This window comes from Pseudomonas sp. 1D4, assembly GCF_001728925.1.
GTDB classification, from domain to species: domain Bacteria; phylum Pseudomonadota; class Gammaproteobacteria; order Pseudomonadales; family Pseudomonadaceae; genus Metapseudomonas; species Metapseudomonas otitidis.
Window position 1 is genome coordinate 1 of the sequence record NZ_LXJQ01000080.1, and the last position, 15,018, is coordinate 15,018.

Genomic DNA, 15,018 nt, shown 5'->3' on the forward strand with positions numbered 1-15,018 from the left:
GCCGCCCGTAGGATGCGGTGAGCTCGGCGAACCGCATCGAATCCCCGCATGAGGCCGCCACGATGGGCTTCGCACAGCTCAGCCCATCCTACGGTTGCCGCCGCCGTACCCGTTGAGCACCGATTCGTAGCCGTAGCCCGGACTTCAGTCCGGGGAGGGGAATCCCGGGCTGAAGTCCGAGCTACAAGGCTGTGCTAGAGGGCGATGCTCTCGGCGTGGTGGCAGGCCACCTGGCGGGCATCGAGCAGGCGCAGTTCGGGGACTTCGTTGCGGCAGCGCTCGGTGGCGTGGGGGCAGCGCTTGTGGAAGGCGCAGCCGGGTGGCGGGTCCAGGGGGTTGGGCAGTTCGCCGACGATCTTGATCTTCGGTTTGGCCGGGTCCGGGTGGATCGCCGGGGTCGCCGAGAGCAGGGCGCGGGTGTAGGGGTGGAGCGGGCGCTCGTAGATCAGCTCCTTCGGCCCCATCTCCGCCGGGCGGCCGAGGTACATCACCAGCACGTCGTCGGCCACGTGGCGCACCACGGCGAGGTTGTGGGAGATGAAGACGTAGCCGGTGTTGAAGTTCTGCTGCAGGTCCATGAACAGGTTGAGCACCTGGGCCTGGATGGACACGTCCAGCGCCGAGGTGGGTTCGTCCGCCACCAGCACCTTGGGGTTGAGCATCATGGCGCGGGCCAGGGCGATGCGCTGGCGCTGGCCGCCGGAGAACATGTGCGGGTAGCGCTGGTAGTGCTCGGGGCGCAGGCCCACCTGCTGCATCATCGCCTGCACCTGCTCGCGGCGTTCGGCGCTGGAGAGGCCGGTGTTGATCACCAGCGGCTCGGCCAACTGGTCGCCGATCTTCTGCCGGGGATTGAGCGAGGCATAGGGGTTCTGGAACACCATCTGCACGTCGCGGCGCAGCTGCTTGCGGTCCTCGCTGCTGGCGCCGGCCACTTCGCGCCCGGCGATCTGCAGGGAGCCGGAGCTGGGCTCCTCGATCAGGGTCAGGGCGCGGGCCAGGGTGGACTTGCCGCAACCGGATTCGCCGACCACGGCCAGGGTCTTGCCGGCGTCGAGCTGGAACGACACGCCGTTGAGGGCGCGCACGGTGGCGTGGCCCTTGAACAGGCCACGGGACACGGAATAGTGACGGGTCAGGTCACGGGCGGTCAGGACGGCACTCATCAGGCCACCTCGTCGAAATTGAGCGGGAAGTAGCAGCGCACGGCGCCGTGTTCGTAGGCGTCGAGGCTGGGGCGGCGTTCCTTGCAGCTGGCCTGGGCGTAGGGGCAGCGCGGCGACAGCAGGCAGCCCTGGGGCCGGTCGTAGCGACCGGGGACGATGCCGCGCAGGGTCTCCAGGCGCGGCTTGCCGACGCTGTGTTCGGGAATGGCCTTGAGCAGCGCCTCGGTGTAGGGGTGTGCCGGGGCGTCGAACAGGCGCGGCACGCTGCCCACTTCCACGGCCTGGCCGGCGTACATCACGCAGACGCGGTTGGCGGTCTCGGCGACCACCGCCAGGTCGTGGGTGATCAGCACCAGGCCCATGCCCTGTTCGCGCTGCAGGTTCAGCAGCAGGTCCATGATCTGCGCCTGGATGGTCACGTCCAGGGCGGTGGTGGGTTCGTCGGCGATCAGCAGCTTGGGCTCGGCGGCGATGGCCATGGCGATGGCCACGCGCTGGCTCATGCCCCCGGAGAGCTGGTGCGGGTAGGCGTCGAGGCGGCTTTCGGCGCCGGGGATCTCCACCCGCTCCAGCAGTTCGCGGGCCCGCTGGCGGGCGGCGCGGCCCTTGAGGCCGAGGTGCTGGCGCAGCACTTCCTCGATCTGGAAGCCCACGGTGTAGCTGGGGTTGAGGGCGGTCATCGGGTCCTGGAAGACCATCGACAGGTCCTTGCCGACGATGTGCCGGCGCTGGCGGCCCTTGAGGCGCAGCATGTCGGTGCCGTCGAACTGCATCTGGTCGGCGGTGATCCAGCCGGGGGCGTCGATCAGGCCCATCAGGGCCATCATGGTCACCGACTTGCCGGAGCCGGACTCGCCGACGATGGCCAGCACTTCACCGGCGTTCACCTGCAGGTCGAGGCCGTCCACCACGGGCACGGCGCTGAGGTCGCCGAAGCGGACGCAGAGGTTCTTGATATCCAGAAGGCTCATGGGGGCTCCTCAGGCGGCGTTCTTCAGTTTGGGGTCGAGTGCGTCACGCAGGCCGTCGCCCATCAGGTTGATGGCCAGCACGCTGAGCAGGATGGTCAGGCCGGGGAGGGAGACGACCCACCAGGCGCGCTCGATGTAGTCGCGGGCCGAGGCCAGCATGGTGCCCCACTCGGGGGTAGGCGGCTGGACGCCGAGGCCGAGGAAGCCCAGGGCGGCGGCGTCGAGGATCGCCGAGGAGAAGCTCAGGGTGGCCTGCACGATCAGCGGGGCCATGCAGTTGGGCAGCACGGTGACGAACATCAGCCGCAGCAGCCCGGCGCCGGCCAGGCGCGAGGCGGTGACGTAGTCGCGGTTCAGCTCCACCATCACGGCGGCGCGGGTCAGGCGCACGTAGGAGGGCAGCGAGACCACGGCGATGGCGATCACGGTGTTGATCAGCCCAGGGCCGAGGATGGCGACGATGGCCACCGCCAGCAGCAGGGAGGGCAGGGCCAGCATGATGTCCATCAGGCGCATGATCGAGGGACCCATCAGGCGCGGGAAGAAGCCTGCCAGAAGGCCCAGGAAGATCCCCGGGATCAGCGACATCAGCACCGAGGCCACGCCGATCAGCAGCGACAGCCGAGCGCCGTGGATCAGCCGCGAGAGCAGGTCGCGGCCCAGTTCGTCGGTGCCGAGCACGAAGCGCCACTGGCCGCCATCCAGCCAGACCGGCGGGGTCAGCATGGCGTCGCGGAACTGCTCGCTGGGGTCGTAGGGGGCGATCCAGGGGGCGAACAGCGCACAGACGATGATCAGGATCATGAAGGCCAGGCCGCCGACGGCGCCCTTGTTGTGGCAGAAGCTCTGCCAGAACTCCTTCAGCGGCGAGGGGTAGAGCAGGGCCGGCTCGACCGGGGGCTGGGCGATGGTCATGGTCGGCTCCTCAACGTTGATGACGGATGCGGGGATTGGCGAGGCCATAGAGGATGTCCACCACGAAGTTGACCAGGATGACCAGGCAGGCGATCAGCAGGATGCCGTTCTGCACCACGGGGTAGTCCCGCGCGCCGATGGACTCGATGAGCCATTTGCCGATGCCCGGCCAGGAGAAGATGGTTTCGGTGAGCACGGCGCCCGCCAGCAGGGTGCCTACCTGCAGGCCGAACACGGTGAGCACCGGGATCAGCGCGTTGCGCAGGCCGTGCACGAACACCACGCGGGTCGGCGACAGGCCCTTGGCGCGGGCGGTGCGGATGTAGTCCTCGCGCAGCACTTCGAGCATCGCCGAGCGGGTCATGCGGGCGATCACCGCCAGGGGGATGGTGCCCAGCACGATGGCCGGCAGGATGAGGTGCTTGAGGGCGTCGACGAAGGCGCCTTCCTCGTCGGAAAGCAGGGTGTCGATGAGCATGAAGCCGGTCTTCGGCTCGATGTCGTAGAGCAGGTCGATGCGCCCGGAGACCGGTGTCCAGCCCAGCCAGACCGAGAAGAACATGATCAGCAGCAGGCCCCACCAGAAGATCGGCATGGAGTAGCCGGTGAGGGAGATGCCCATCACCCCGTGGTCGAACAGCGAGCCGCGCTTGAGCGCCGCCAGCACGCCGGCCAGCAGGCCGAGGGTGCCGGCGAACAGCAGGGCGGCCAGGGCCAGCTCCAGGGTGGCGGGGAACAGCGTGAGGAACTCGTGCCAGACGCTCTCGCGGGTGCGCAGCGACTCGCCCAGGTCACCCTGGGCCAGCTTGCCGATGTAGGTGAGGTACTGCTCGTACAGGGGCTTGTCGAGCCCCAGGCGGATCATGGCCTGGGCGTGCATTTCGGGATCGACGCGACGTTCGCCCATCATCACTTCCACCGGGTCGCCTGGAATCAGGCGGATCAGCGCGAAGGTCAGCAGGGTGACGCCGAAGAAGGTGGGGATCAGCAGCCCCAGTCGGCGAGCAATGAAACTGAGCATCTCGGTGATTGACTCCTCAGGTATCACGCCCGCTTCCGTGGGTAACGGTGGGCGGGCGTCGTTCTTGTTGTCGGGTGTCGCGGCAGCGGGTGCCGCGACGGCGCCGTTACTTCACCCGGGTGGTGGCGAAGTGGTTGTTGGACAGTGGGCTGATCACGTAGCCCTCGACGTTGCTGCGGCGCACGTTGAACAGCTTAGGGTGCGCCAGCGTAATCCACGGGGCTTCGCGGTGGAAAACCACCTGGGCCTGTTCATAGAGCTTCGCTCGCTCGGCAGGCTCGCTGACGCCACGGGCCTTCTGCATCAGGGCTTCGAACTCGGGGTTGCACCAGCGCGCCTGGTTCTCCCCCGACTCGGCTGCCGCGCAGGACAGGTTGGGGCTGAGGAAATTGTCCGGGTCGCCGTTGTCGCCGGCCCAGCCCAGCAGCACCAGGTCGTGCTCGCCGCCCTTGGAACGCTTGAGCAGTTCGCCCCACTCCAGGGAGCGGATGGTCATCTGGATGCCGGCCTTGGCCAGGTCCGCCTGCATCATCTGTGCTGCCAGCGCCGGGTTGGGGATGGTCGGCGAGGTGCCGTTGCGGATGAACAGGGTGATCTTCAGGTCCTTCACCTCGGCTTCGGCCAGCAGGGCGCGGGCTTTCTCCGGGTCGTGGGCCCAGTCCTGCACCTGGTGGTTGTAGCCCAGCAGGGTCGGTGGGTAGGGGTTGACCGCCACGCTGGCGTTGCCGGTGCCGAACACGGCCTGGATCATCGCCTGCTTGTCCACGGCGAGGTTGATGGCCTGGCGCACGCGGGCGTCGTCCAGCGGCTTGTGCTGGGTGTTGATGGCGACGTAGGTGGTCAGCAGCGCGTCGATCTCGTCCACCGCCAGGTTGGGGTTGCTGCGCACGCCGGGTACGTCTTCCGGTTTGGGGTAGAGGGCGATCTGGCACTCGCCGGCGCGCACCTTCTGCAGGCGCACGTTGGGGTCGAGGGTGATGGCGAACACCAGGTTGTCGATCGGCGGCTTGCCGCGGAAGTAGTCCGGGTTGGCCTTGTAGCGCACCTGGGCGTCCTTGGCGTAGCGGCTGAACACGAAGGGGCCGGTGCCGATGGGCTGCTGGTTGAGCTGGTTGGTCTTGCCGGCCTTGAGCAACTGGTCGCCGTACTCGGCGGAATAGATGGAGGCGAAGCCCATGGCCATGTCGGCGAGGAAGGGCGCCTCGGGGCGGCTGAGGGTGAAGCGCACAGTGAGGTCGTCGACCTTCTCCACACGTTTGATCAGCTCGCGCATGCCCATGGCGTCGAAGTAGGCGTAGCCGCGCTGGGCCGATTCATGCCAGGGGTGCTTGGGATCGAGGGCGCGCTGGAAGCTCCAGAGCACGTCGTCCGCATTCAGGGTGCGGGTGGGGGTGAAGTAGTTGGTGGTGTGGAACTTCACCCCCGGGCGCAGGTGGAAGGTGTAGACGGTGCCGTCGGGGCTGATGTCCCAGCGTTCCGCCAGGGCCGGTTCCAGCTCGGTGGTGCCGGGCTTGAAGGCCACCAGGCGGCTGAACACCGTTTCGGCGGAGGCGTCGGCGGTCACCGCGCCGGTGTACTGGACGATGTCGAAGCCTTCCGGCGCGGCTTCGGTGCAGACCACCAGGTTGGCTGCCTGGGCCAGCGGGGCGCCGGCGGCCAGGGCCACCAGCAGGGGCAGGGTACGGAGCGTCATGCGCATGTGAGTCTCCTTGTGGGGCGCCGCTGGGCGGCGCCCGTCTCAATCTAGAGCAGGTCGAAGGGGAAAGTGCTGACCACGCGCAGTTCGTTCACGCTGCCGTCGATCTGCTGCTTGCTGGCCTTGTGGGACATGTAGGTGACCTTGAAGGTGCTGTCCTTGATGGTTCCGCTCTGCACCTTGTAGGCCGCCATCAGCCCGTACTCGTGGTGGCGTTCGCCGTCCATGCTGCGCACTTCGACGTAGTTGCCGTAGGCGCCGTTGCGATCACCGTCGTAGTGGGTGCCGTCGATGTCCCAGCCCTTGGCGTACCAGGCGGTGGTGGACAGGCCGGGAACGCCGAAGTAGCTCCAGTCGGTCTCGTAGCGGATCTGCGCGGACTTCTCGTTGGGGCCGTTGTAGTCCGAGAGCAGGGAGTTGGCCAGGTAGATGGCCGCCGTTTCGTGGACGTAGTCGAAGTACTCGTCGCCGTCGATCTGCTGCCAGGCCAGGGTCAGTGCGTGGGCCTGGTGGGCGAGGGTGAATGCCAGGCTCCAGGCGTCGTTGTCGATGTAGCCGGCCTTGCGCGAGCCGGTGTCGCGGGTGCGGTAGCCGTTCAGCGCGGTGCGCAGGGAGAGGTTTTCGCGGTCCCCCAGGGTGTGGGTGATGCCCAGGTAGTACTGGTCCCAGATGTCTTCGAAGCGGCCTCCGTAGGCGGCGATCTCCAGGCTCTCCAGCGGCTTGTAGTTGCCGCCCAGGTAATGCATGTGCTCGCCCTTCACCTCGCGGGTGCCGTACTCGGTGGTGAAGGCTTCGTCGCCTGCGCCGGTACGCGGGCTGACGCGGCGGAAGCTGCCGGCCTGCAGGGCCAGGTTGTCCAGCTCTTCGCTGGTGATGGCGTAGCCGGTGAAGCTGGAGGGCAGGGCGCGGTTGTCGAAGTAGCTGAACACCGGGGTGTCCACCTGGAAGCGGCCGGCCTTCAGCTCGGTGTTGGAGGCGCGCAGGCGCACGTTGGCGATGCCCAGCTTGGACCACTCCTCCACGCCGTGGCCGTTGCTGTCGGCCAGGGTGCGGTTGCCGCCACCGCCGATGCGGCCCTTGCCGCGCTCCAGGTTGATGGCGTTGAACGCGGCGACGTCGAGGCCGAAGCCGATGGTGCCCTGGGTGTAGCCGGAGCTGTACTTGAGCTGGGTGCCTTGCACCCAGGCGCGGCGGCTGTGGGTGCGCTGCGGGCCGTCATCCTTGGGGATGGTGAAGCCGAAGCTGTCCTTCATCTGCTCGCGGGCGGCGAAGTTGCGGGTGCTGAGGGTCAGGCTCTGCCCCTCGATGAACCCGGTGGCGCCGGCCTGGCCCTTCACCGGCTTGTCCACCGCCGGGATGTTCTGCACCTGGGCGGCGTAGCTGGGGTTCTCCGGCACCGGTGGCATGGGCTGTTCCTCGGCCCGTGCCGCGCCGGTGGCGGCCAGCAGGGCCAGGGCCAGGGTCGCTCGGGAATGGTCTTTCTTCATGTCGATCGCTCCTTTGTTGTTATGGCTTCGCGTTGAAGCAAGGAGCGCTGGCGCGGACTGCCGTCGTCACCGGACAAGCCGGTGACGTCGCACGCAAGCGCAGCTTCCTTGCGGACTCGTTGGGGCAGGTATGAAAAAAGGTCTCCTCCGCTCTGCGGCGGATGGAGGGGCTGGTCACGGAAGACCGGGGCCTGGCGGGGGCAGCCGCCAGGCCCCTGTGCTCACGGGGCGTTGGCCACGCCGTAGAAGGAGTTGGTGGAGAACGGGCTGATGCGGAAGCCCTCCACGCTCCGGCTCATGGGCTGGTAGACGGTGGAGTGGGCGATGGGGCTGATCGGCACCTGGTTGTGCAGGCGCTGCTGGGCCTTCTTGTACAGCTCGGTGCGTTGGGCCTGGTCGGTGCTGGCCTTGGCCTGCTTGACCAGCTTGTCGTAGTCGGCGTCGCACCACTTGGAGACGTTGTTGCCGTTGACCGAATCGCAGCCGTAGAGGGTGCCGAGCCAGTTGTCCGGGTCGCCGTTGTCGCCGGTCCAGCCGAACAGCATGGCGTCGTGCTCGCCGGCATGGGCGCGCTTGATGTACTCGCCCCACTCGTAGGTGACGATGCGCGCCTTGACGCCGACCTTGGCCCAGTCGGCCTGGATCATCTCGGCCATCAGCCGCGCATTGGGGTTGTAGGGGCGCTGCACGGGCATGGCCCAGAGGGTGACTTCGGTGCCTTCGGCGATGCCGGCGGCCTTGAGCAGTTCCTTGGCCTTGTCGGGGTTGTAGCCCGGGTCCTTGATGGTCTCGTCGTAGGACCACTGGGTCGGCGGCATGGCGTTGACTGCCAGTTGCCCAGCGCCCTGGTAGACCGCTTCGATGATGGCCGGCTTGTTCACCGCCATGTCCAGCGCCTGGCGCACCTCCACCTTGTCGAACGGCGGGTGGGTGACGTTGTAGGCGATGTAGCCGAGGTTGAAGCCGGGCTGCGAGGGCACCTGCAGGCGCGGGTCCTGCTTGAGCCCTGCGATGTCGGCCGGACGCGGGTTGAGGGTGACCTGGCATTCGCCGGCCTTGAGCTTCTGGGCGCGCACGGAGGCGTCGGTGTTGATGGCGAAGATCAGGTTGTCGATCTTCACGTCTTCGGGCTTCCAGTAATGCTTGTTGCCGGTGAAGCGGATCTGCGCGTCCTTCTGGTAGCGCTTGAACACGAACGGGCCGGTGCCGATGGGCTTCTGGTTGAGCAGTTGCGGTGTGCCGGCCTTGAGCAACTGGTCGGCGTACTCGGCCGAGTGCACGGCGGCGAAGGGCATGGCCAGGTTCTGGATGAAGGCGGCGTCCACCTGGTTGAGGGTGAACTTGATGGTGTGGTCGTCCAGCTTCTCGACCTTGGCGATGTTCTTGTCCAGGCCCATGTCGGTGAAGTAGGGGAACTCGCTGGGGTAGGCCTTACGGAACGGGTGGTTCCTGTCGAGCATGCGCTGGAAGGTGAACAGCACGTCGTCGGCGCTGAATTCGCGGCTGGGCTTGAAGTACTCGGTGGTGTGGAACTTCACGCCCGGGCGCAGGTGGAAGGTGTAGGTCAGGCCGTCTTCGGAAACGTCCCAGGACTTGGCCAGCGCCGGCCCGGCGCGGGTGCTGCCGCGCTCGAACTGCACCAGGCGGTTGAAGAGGGTTTCCGCCGTGGCGTCGAAGTCGGTGCCGGTGGTGTATTGGCCGGGGTCGAAGCCGGCGGGGCTGCCTTCAGAACAGAACACCAGGTTGCTGGCGGCGGAGGCGAAGGAAGTGCCGAGGAGCAGGCCGGCAGCGAGCAGGGCCTGGACGAGGGGGTTCTTGGGCATGCGGGACCTCGATTGTTCTTTTTCTGAGGGCGTCACGGGCTCGCGGCTTTATGGACCGGGCACGTGCTCGGTACAACCCGCTGCGTTCCGGTCCCGGGGTCAGGTGGCCGGCCCTGTGCAGCGGTGAGCGCTCTGGCCGGGGCTCCATGCCCAACGCCAAAGCGTGGCCGAAATTAAGTCATGCTGAAAAAGTGGTCAACAGAAATTAAGCAAGACTTACATTCAGGCGTCACCTGGCGTCGCATCGTGGCAATTGAAAGGCGTCAGGAGGCGTTGCGGTCGTCGAACAGCGGCATGGTGGTGACGGTCAGCACCTCGGCGACGTTCTCGCCGACGTTGGCCAGGCAGTGGGTCTTACCGGCGTCGAAATGCACCGAGTCGCCGGCGGCGAGCGGGTACTGGCGGCCGTCGATGGTGTAGACGATCTGCCCGGAGAGCACATAGGCGAACTCCGAGCCCTCGTGGGCGATCAGCTCCGACTGGTAGCCGACCGGCATGTTCATCTTCACTGCGTTGAGCAGGTTGCCGGGGAAGGAGGTGGACAGACGCTCGTAGGCCAGCGGCTGGCCCTCGATGGTGTAGCGCACGCGCTCGTTCTGGTGGGAGTCGGGCTGGGGCTGCGGCGGTTGGTCGAACAGTGCGTTCATCGGCACGCCGAGGGACTTGGCGATGTTGGCCAGGGAGGAGATGGACACGCCCGTCAGGTTGCGTTCGGCCTGGGAGAGAAAGCTGGCGGTGAGCCCCGATTCGGCAGCGACCTGGTTGAGGGTCTTTTTCGCGGCACGCCGGTAGCGGCGCAGGCGTTCTCCGATGCGGTCGACGGACATGGCGGGTGCTCTGGTGACGGGAGGCGGCCAGTATACCGAGCGGTGCGGCGGGCGGCAGTCCCGGCGCAAGCGCCCAGGCCACCGGCTTGTGGCCGGCGGTGGGCACGGTACCGCGCAAGGGAAGGGTGGAGCTGCCGGGCGATCGTGTCGCCGGGCCTGCGCAGCATAGTGGCTGAAGCTGTCGGGAAGCTGTCAGCGAAAGGTCGAATGGCGCGCGCGACGTGCATCGGTGGCCATAAAATTAAGTCACACTTAAAAAATCCTTTGACCGCCTCGTTCAGCCTCCCTTAAATTCCGCCGCCGGATTGTCAGACAAGCGAGGACCACGGGATGACCAGGGGTGTAGGCGGCAGCACGCCAGAGGCGGCGCTCGCCCAGTTGCACGACATGACCGCCGGTGCGCGGCCCATCGAGGCGGCGGAGTACCACGCACGCATCGCCCGCGCCCAGCGCTTCATGGTCGAGCAGGGCATCGGCGCGTTGTACCTCCATGCCGGGGCCAACCTGCGCTACTTCACCGGCGTGCAGTGGCACCCCAGCGAACGCCTGGTGGGCGCGCTGCTGCCCGCCGTGGGCGAGCTGGAATACCTCGCCCCGGCCTTCGAGGAAGGCACCGTGCGCGGCTTCCAGGTGGTGCCGAGTGCCATCCGCACCTGGCAGGAGCACGAGTCCCCCTACCGCCTGCTGCTGGATCGCCTGGCCGCCCTGGGCCTCGCCGACGACGCCTGCGTGGCGCTGTGCCCGAGCCTGCCGTTCTTCATGTTCGACGGCCTGCGCAATGAGTCGCCGCGCTACCGCATCATCGACGGCGGCCGCGTAACCCAGCACTGCCGGGCTCGCAAGTCCGCCGCCGAGATCGCCCTGATGCAGCGCGCCAAGGACATGACCCTGGCCGTGCACAAGGCCGCCGCCAGCATCCTCCGCGAGGGCATCACCCCGGCCGAGGTGGAGGCCTTCATCCACCAGGCCCATCGCCGCGTCGGGGCCAGCGGCTCGTACTTCTGCATCGTCCTGTTCGGCGCCGACAGCGCCTTCCCCCACGGCGTGGCCCAGCCCCGGCCATTGCGGGACGGCGACATGGTGCTGATCGACACCGGCTGCCGCCTGCACGGCTACCTCTCGGACATCACCCGCAGCTACGTCTTCGGTACCCCCAGCCCGCGCCAGCGCGCCCTGTGGGAGGCCGAGAAGCGCGCCCAGTTGGCCGCCTTCGACGCCGCCCGCCTGGGCGCCCCCTGCGAAGCGGTGGACGCTGCTGCCCGGCGCTCCCTGGAAGCCGACGGCCTCGGCCCGGACTACCAGCTCCCCGGCCTGCCGCACCGCACCGGGCACGGCATCGGCGTGGAGATCCACGAAGGCCCCTACCTGGTACGCGGCGACGCCACGCCCCTGGCGCCGGGCATGTGCTTCAGCAACGAACCGATGATCTGCGTGCCCGGCGAGTTCGGCATCCGCCTGGAAGACCACTTCTACATGGCCGAAGACGGCCCGCGCTGGTTCACCCAGCCGAGCCACTCCATCGACGACCCGTTCGGGTTGGCCTGAGCCCGGCAGTGGCGTGTCCTAAGGGGATAGGTCCTCGAAGCTGCTGCGGCTGAAGCGGATCACCGCGCCACATCACCCCCTTCCCGGTTACCGCCGAGGAAGTGGGCCGGCGCGCTTCTGCAGGCCGACGTTCGCCGGCGCTTATAATCGCCGGCTTCGAACGTGACCCCGCACAGGACTGCACATGATCCGCCTTGCCCGCCCCGACGAGTACGCCGACCTGGTGGACATCTGGCTGGAGGCCTCCCTCCAGGCCCATGACTTCATCCCCGATGCCTTCTGGCACAGCCAGCGGGACGCCATGCTCAACCACTACCTGCCTGCCGCGGAAAACTGGGTTGTGGAAGAGAGCGGCCAGGTGTGTGGCTTCCTGTCCCTGGTCGAGCACCACCTGGCCGCACTCTTCATCCACCCCGCCCACCAGCGCAGCGGACTCGGCCGTCGCCTGCTGGACAGCGCCAAGGCGCGGCATCACTCACTGGAACTGAACGTCTACCGCGCCAACGTCAAGGCGGTGGGCTTCTACCGTTCGGCTGGTTTCGAAGTCGTCGCCGAAGCGCTGGATGCCGCGACGGGGCAGCCGGAGTTGACCTTGCGTTGGCGGGGGAGAGAGGAGTGAGAAGCTCCGCCTTCCTGTGTTGCGTGGGTTTCCCATCAGGAAATGTCCAGCCAGCATGTTGGGTTCCGGGAATTGGCGGAAGTGAGTTAGAGGGTACTGGCCTTCAGCCGGTCAATTGCCTGACGTGCCGCCAGCCTGACCTCGGGGGACGCGTCTCTCTTCAGGGGGGGATCAGCGCAATGACTTGGTCCCCACCCAACTCGGAAAGCTCATCTATGGCGTTTTGCCTGACGATAGGGTCCGAGTCGTGCAGGCAAGGGTAATCACGGGAATGGCTTCGCTTTCCAGGGCAAAGGCCATGAACCGGCTCACATAGGGGGAGGTGTGCTGCATGAGGCGCTTGACCAGTGCCTTGGCCCTTCTGACGTTCAAGCGCCGGAGCGAATCAACGGCTTGGCTGGCAATCCGTTCGTTCTGGCTTTCGGCTAATGCCATCAGAGCTTGGGTAAGTTGATTTCTGGGGGCTTTGCTCAGCCCCAGGCCGAACGTTGCCGCCCGTTGTCGCATTGGGTCGAGGCCGTTGATGTGTTCGAGCCAATAACCAGGTTTGCTTCGTTCGATGTTGAAGGCCACCACATCGTAGAAGTCATCGTCTTCGATGTTGCAAGCAAAGAGCTGCTCCAGTTCAGTCAGTGACTTGTCCGAGATTTGGAGAATGTCCATGCGACCTCGTTGCGGGTGGGGGGATGTTCATGCGGCTCACAGGCTTGGCAATCCCATTTGTATCGTTGCTTTTACTCCGCATATCCGGCGTGGTGTCTCGGCCAGGCCACTGCCTCTGCATAAGTGGCTCTCGTTACTGTTCGTCAGAAATAACGATGTTTTGAAGTAGGTGGTCTACAAAATTGGTGACTATTCACTCATGTTGTGGTTGCAACCCAGTCTATATTTTTTGTATCAATCGGCGGCTTGGAATTGCGGTGAATTCTGATTTGCGTGAACAATAATAGTTTGCCCTAAAGTTCAAGGGGTATATTCATATGCTGTATACCTGTCAGAATAAAATGTTGCTAGATCTTTATCTGATTCATAAAGCTCAGACCAGACCTCGTAACCATCTATTAGCGGCTCTCCATCTTGTAAAAAGCAGGCTTGCTCTGGGTGAGATTCAAATCCGCAGCACTCTGCATATTCAGTTGCTTCCTGCTCGCCTTTTAGATAGGCAGTTTCAAGGTCCGGCGCCTCAAAGCAGACTGTGCGCTCTTCAAAGATATTTTTCCCATCGTCCTTCTTCCCGAAGAGATATACATTTCTTATTGCGTACCAAGGCATGTGACCTCCTGAAATTAATTTTTCACATAAATTTAAAGTGTAGAATAATTCATGTTCTCTATTGATTTAGCATGCCCGCTTCGGGATGTATTAAGTGCTTTTTCAGGCCAGTGGTAGTGAGTCTTAGCATTTTTTATTTGTGCTTAATGCGGAAATTTAATTCTTATAGCATTCTGGACGGGGGTAAGCTGTCGAGTCAGTTGCTGCTTCTGGTTGCTTGTGGTCTAACTATTCTTCGGGTGTAATAAGCTCTGCGCCAAATAATATGGGCAGAGCTTTAATGGTGTAAGGGTGTTGGTGTTAAGTTGGAGGGAGTTTTTTTTCAGATAGAGTTCTTTGTTCTGCTAGCCGGATTGCCTCTATTGCTGAATCGCTATTTGGAGGGAATATTGTGCTACGAAGGATTAGCTCTCTAAATTTGCATGGTGAAATTTCTATATCAAAGCTTTGATCTGGTTTTGTTGATATTTTTGTTACTTGGTAATTTAGGCTTTTGTCGGTTATTTTCTTAAGTGTAGGTGTTTTTTCATTATTTTTTATATAAAAAATCTGGCCATCATTTGCCTGCGTTAGTGTTTCTAGCCACTCTTCAGATGAACATATGTATAGCCTGGTATCACTTAGGTATTTCTTATGGAGTTTTTTGCTGAGGCGGTGGCTTCGATCTTTCTTTGTTTTCATTCGAGCGGTTTCCATTTTCCAGAGGATACTTTATTTGATGTTTCCCTTTCGGTTTGGTCGTTCCATTGTGTTACTCCACCTCTGTCCCCGATTATTACAACTCTGTTTCCGTCTACGTATACTGTTGCACCGGTTTCGGTGTCTTTAAATTTCTCGCCGTTTTTAATTGTGTCATTTCTGTCTCCAACATCTCTTGTTGGGTCATTCGCTCTTTCTTTGCCGTGGTCGGTTAGTCCGGAGTCTCCACTGTTTAAATAGTCTTCATACTCTCTCTCCCAGTCATCCTCGGAGGACTCATTTAATAATGATCTGCAAGTTTGTGCTAGTTTCTGGCATGTTCCAGTTATATAGCACGTCAGAGCTGCAGCTCCACCAATTGCTACAGCGGGTATGATTAAACTTTGTCCGTAAAGTCCTTTGCGATCGTAATTCAATAGAGGGTTACTGCTGACATATCCGAATGTATTCAGTCCCCCCTTGAGCCCAATCGGATCACTCTCCACATACCGTCCCGTCTCCGGGTCGTAATCCCTGAAGTAGTTGTAATACAGCCCACTGTGCGCATCGGCGACCTGCCCGGGGAAGCGCAGGATCACGTCGATGGTGCTGCCGTAGGTCTTGGGTTGCCCCACCCCAAAGGCATCGCTTTGCCAACTCCATACCAGGTCGCCGCTCTGGTTGGTGGCCAGGCGGGGGGTGTTGAGGTGGTCGCTGTGCAGGTAGGTGAGGGTGGTGCTGGCGATGGTGGTGCCGGCGCTGTAGGTCAGGTCGATCTGGGCGATGGGCAGGCTGTCGAGCCACACGTAGTAGCTGGCTTTGCTCTTCTTGCCGTTGCTGGTGTAGCGCACCTGGCCGAGCACCTGGCCGTCGGGGCCGTAGAGGTAGGTGTAGGGCGTGTGGGCGGTGCCTTGCTGCACGTCTTTCAGCACGCGCTGGCCGAGGGCGTTGTACGCGTAACTGGCGATGGGGGTACCGGCCTTGTCGGTGACGGCGTT

Annotated in this window: 14 protein-coding genes; 2 read left to right on the forward strand and 12 right to left on the reverse strand. The window is 63.9% G+C overall.

Going from position 1 to position 15,018, the window contains the following annotated elements; all coding sequences use genetic code 11:
• Positions 1 to 194: 194 nt before the first annotated feature.
• The 8 genes from A7D27_RS25705 to A7D27_RS25740 form a co-directional block, all read right to left on the reverse strand.
• Entirely contained in the window at positions 195 to 1,166 is a 972-nt protein-coding gene (locus A7D27_RS25705) for a peptide ABC transporter ATP-binding protein (protein WP_069566534.1), read from the reverse strand.
• Complete coding sequence (locus tag A7D27_RS25710; protein ID WP_044406929.1) at positions 1,166 to 2,137, reverse strand: ABC transporter ATP-binding protein; 972 nt, start codon at positions 2,135 to 2,137, stop codon at positions 1,166 to 1,168. Before A7D27_RS25710 ends, A7D27_RS25705 begins: the two co-directional genes overlap by 1 nt.
• Before the next feature lie 9 nt (positions 2,138 to 2,146).
• A complete protein-coding gene (locus tag A7D27_RS25715; RefSeq protein ID WP_069566535.1) occupies positions 2,147 to 3,052 on the reverse strand; it encodes an ABC transporter permease subunit in 906 nt (301 codons plus the stop codon).
• 10 nt (positions 3,053 to 3,062) lie between these two features.
• Entirely contained in the window at positions 3,063 to 4,073 is a 1,011-nt protein-coding gene (locus A7D27_RS25720; RefSeq protein WP_069566536.1) for an ABC transporter permease subunit, read from the reverse strand.
• A 106-nt stretch (positions 4,074 to 4,179) separates the two neighbouring features.
• Positions 4,180 to 5,772: an ABC transporter substrate-binding protein gene (locus A7D27_RS25725; RefSeq protein WP_069566537.1), complete on the reverse strand. Its 1,593-nt coding sequence runs from the start codon at positions 5,770 to 5,772 to the stop codon at positions 4,180 to 4,182.
• Between the two features lie 44 nt (positions 5,773 to 5,816).
• Positions 5,817 to 7,256, reverse strand: coding sequence for an OprD family outer membrane porin (locus A7D27_RS25730; protein ID WP_069563572.1), 1,440 nt, complete (start codon positions 7,254 to 7,256; stop codon positions 5,817 to 5,819).
• Positions 7,257 to 7,477: 221 nt separating this feature from the next.
• Complete coding sequence (locus tag A7D27_RS25735; RefSeq protein WP_069566538.1) at positions 7,478 to 9,079, reverse strand: ABC transporter substrate-binding protein; 1,602 nt, start codon at positions 9,077 to 9,079, stop codon at positions 7,478 to 7,480.
• A gap of 263 nt (positions 9,080 to 9,342) precedes the next feature.
• Positions 9,343 to 9,906, reverse strand: coding sequence for a helix-turn-helix domain-containing protein (locus A7D27_RS25740; RefSeq protein WP_044406946.1), 564 nt, complete (start codon positions 9,904 to 9,906; stop codon positions 9,343 to 9,345).
• Positions 9,907 to 10,236: 330 nt separating this feature from the next.
• Here A7D27_RS25740 and A7D27_RS25745 point away from each other — a divergent pair, with 330 nt between their 5' ends.
• On the forward strand, positions 10,237 to 11,451 hold the full coding sequence (locus tag A7D27_RS25745; protein WP_069566539.1) for a Xaa-Pro peptidase family protein: 1,215 nt from the start codon (positions 10,237 to 10,239) through the stop codon (positions 11,449 to 11,451).
• Positions 11,452 to 11,635: 184 nt separating this feature from the next.
• Positions 11,636 to 12,070: an N-acetyltransferase gene (locus tag A7D27_RS25750; RefSeq protein WP_069566540.1), complete on the forward strand. Its 435-nt coding sequence runs from the start codon at positions 11,636 to 11,638 to the stop codon at positions 12,068 to 12,070.
• Between the two features lie 213 nt (positions 12,071 to 12,283).
• On the opposite strand, the gene A7D27_RS25755 is transcribed toward A7D27_RS25750, so the two are convergent.
• The 4 genes from A7D27_RS25755 to A7D27_RS25760 form a co-directional block, all read right to left on the reverse strand.
• Complete coding sequence (locus tag A7D27_RS25755) at positions 12,284 to 12,733, reverse strand: HEAT repeat domain-containing protein (protein WP_069566541.1); 450 nt, start codon at positions 12,731 to 12,733, stop codon at positions 12,284 to 12,286.
• 300 nt (positions 12,734 to 13,033) lie between these two features.
• Entirely contained in the window at positions 13,034 to 13,342 is a 309-nt protein-coding gene (locus tag A7D27_RS28175) for a hypothetical protein (protein ID WP_139134192.1), read from the reverse strand.
• 300 nt (positions 13,343 to 13,642) lie between these two features.
• The gene (locus A7D27_RS28180; RefSeq protein ID WP_139134193.1) at positions 13,643 to 14,023 is read right to left on the reverse strand and encodes a hypothetical protein; all 381 of its coding nucleotides are present in this window, start codon (positions 14,021 to 14,023) and stop codon (positions 13,643 to 13,645) included.
• Positions 14,020 to 15,018 (reverse strand): RHS repeat-associated core domain-containing protein (locus A7D27_RS25760; RefSeq protein ID WP_139134194.1); only part of this gene is annotated, 999 nt, incomplete at its 5' end. The genes A7D27_RS25760 and A7D27_RS28180, both read right to left, overlap by 4 nt.

What these genes read in the sequence shown, in the direction of transcription:
- A7D27_RS25705 (WP_069566534.1), bottom strand. Translation starts at nt 1,166, where the DNA reads ATGAGTGCCGTCCTGACCGCCCGTGACCTGACCCGTCACTATTCCGTG.
- A7D27_RS25710 (WP_044406929.1), bottom strand. Translation starts at nt 2,137, where the DNA reads ATGAGCCTTCTGGATATCAAGAACCTCTGCGTCCGCTTCGGCGACCTC.
- A7D27_RS25715 (WP_069566535.1), bottom strand. Translation starts at nt 3,052, where the DNA reads ATGACCATCGCCCAGCCCCCGGTCGAGCCGGCCCTGCTCTACCCCTCG.
- A7D27_RS25720 (WP_069566536.1), bottom strand. Translation starts at nt 4,073, where the DNA reads ATGCTCAGTTTCATTGCTCGCCGACTGGGGCTGCTGATCCCCACCTTC.
- A7D27_RS25725 (WP_069566537.1), bottom strand. Translation starts at nt 5,772, where the DNA reads ATGCGCATGACGCTCCGTACCCTGCCCCTGCTGGTGGCCCTGGCCGCC.
- A7D27_RS25730 (WP_069563572.1), bottom strand. Translation starts at nt 7,256, where the DNA reads ATGAAGAAAGACCATTCCCGAGCGACCCTGGCCCTGGCCCTGCTGGCC.
- A7D27_RS25735 (WP_069566538.1), bottom strand. Translation starts at nt 9,079, where the DNA reads ATGCCCAAGAACCCCCTCGTCCAGGCCCTGCTCGCTGCCGGCCTGCTC.
- A7D27_RS25740 (WP_044406946.1), bottom strand. Translation starts at nt 9,906, where the DNA reads ATGTCCGTCGACCGCATCGGAGAACGCCTGCGCCGCTACCGGCGTGCC.
- A7D27_RS25745 (WP_069566539.1), top strand. Translation starts at nt 10,237, where the DNA reads ATGACCAGGGGTGTAGGCGGCAGCACGCCAGAGGCGGCGCTCGCCCAG.
- A7D27_RS25750 (WP_069566540.1), top strand. Translation starts at nt 11,636, where the DNA reads ATGATCCGCCTTGCCCGCCCCGACGAGTACGCCGACCTGGTGGACATC.
- A7D27_RS25755 (WP_069566541.1), bottom strand. Translation starts at nt 12,733, where the DNA reads ATGGACATTCTCCAAATCTCGGACAAGTCACTGACTGAACTGGAGCAG.
- A7D27_RS28175 (WP_139134192.1), bottom strand. Translation starts at nt 13,342, where the DNA reads ATGCCTTGGTACGCAATAAGAAATGTATATCTCTTCGGGAAGAAGGAC.
- A7D27_RS28180 (WP_139134193.1), bottom strand. Translation starts at nt 14,023, where the DNA reads ATGAAAACAAAGAAAGATCGAAGCCACCGCCTCAGCAAAAAACTCCAT.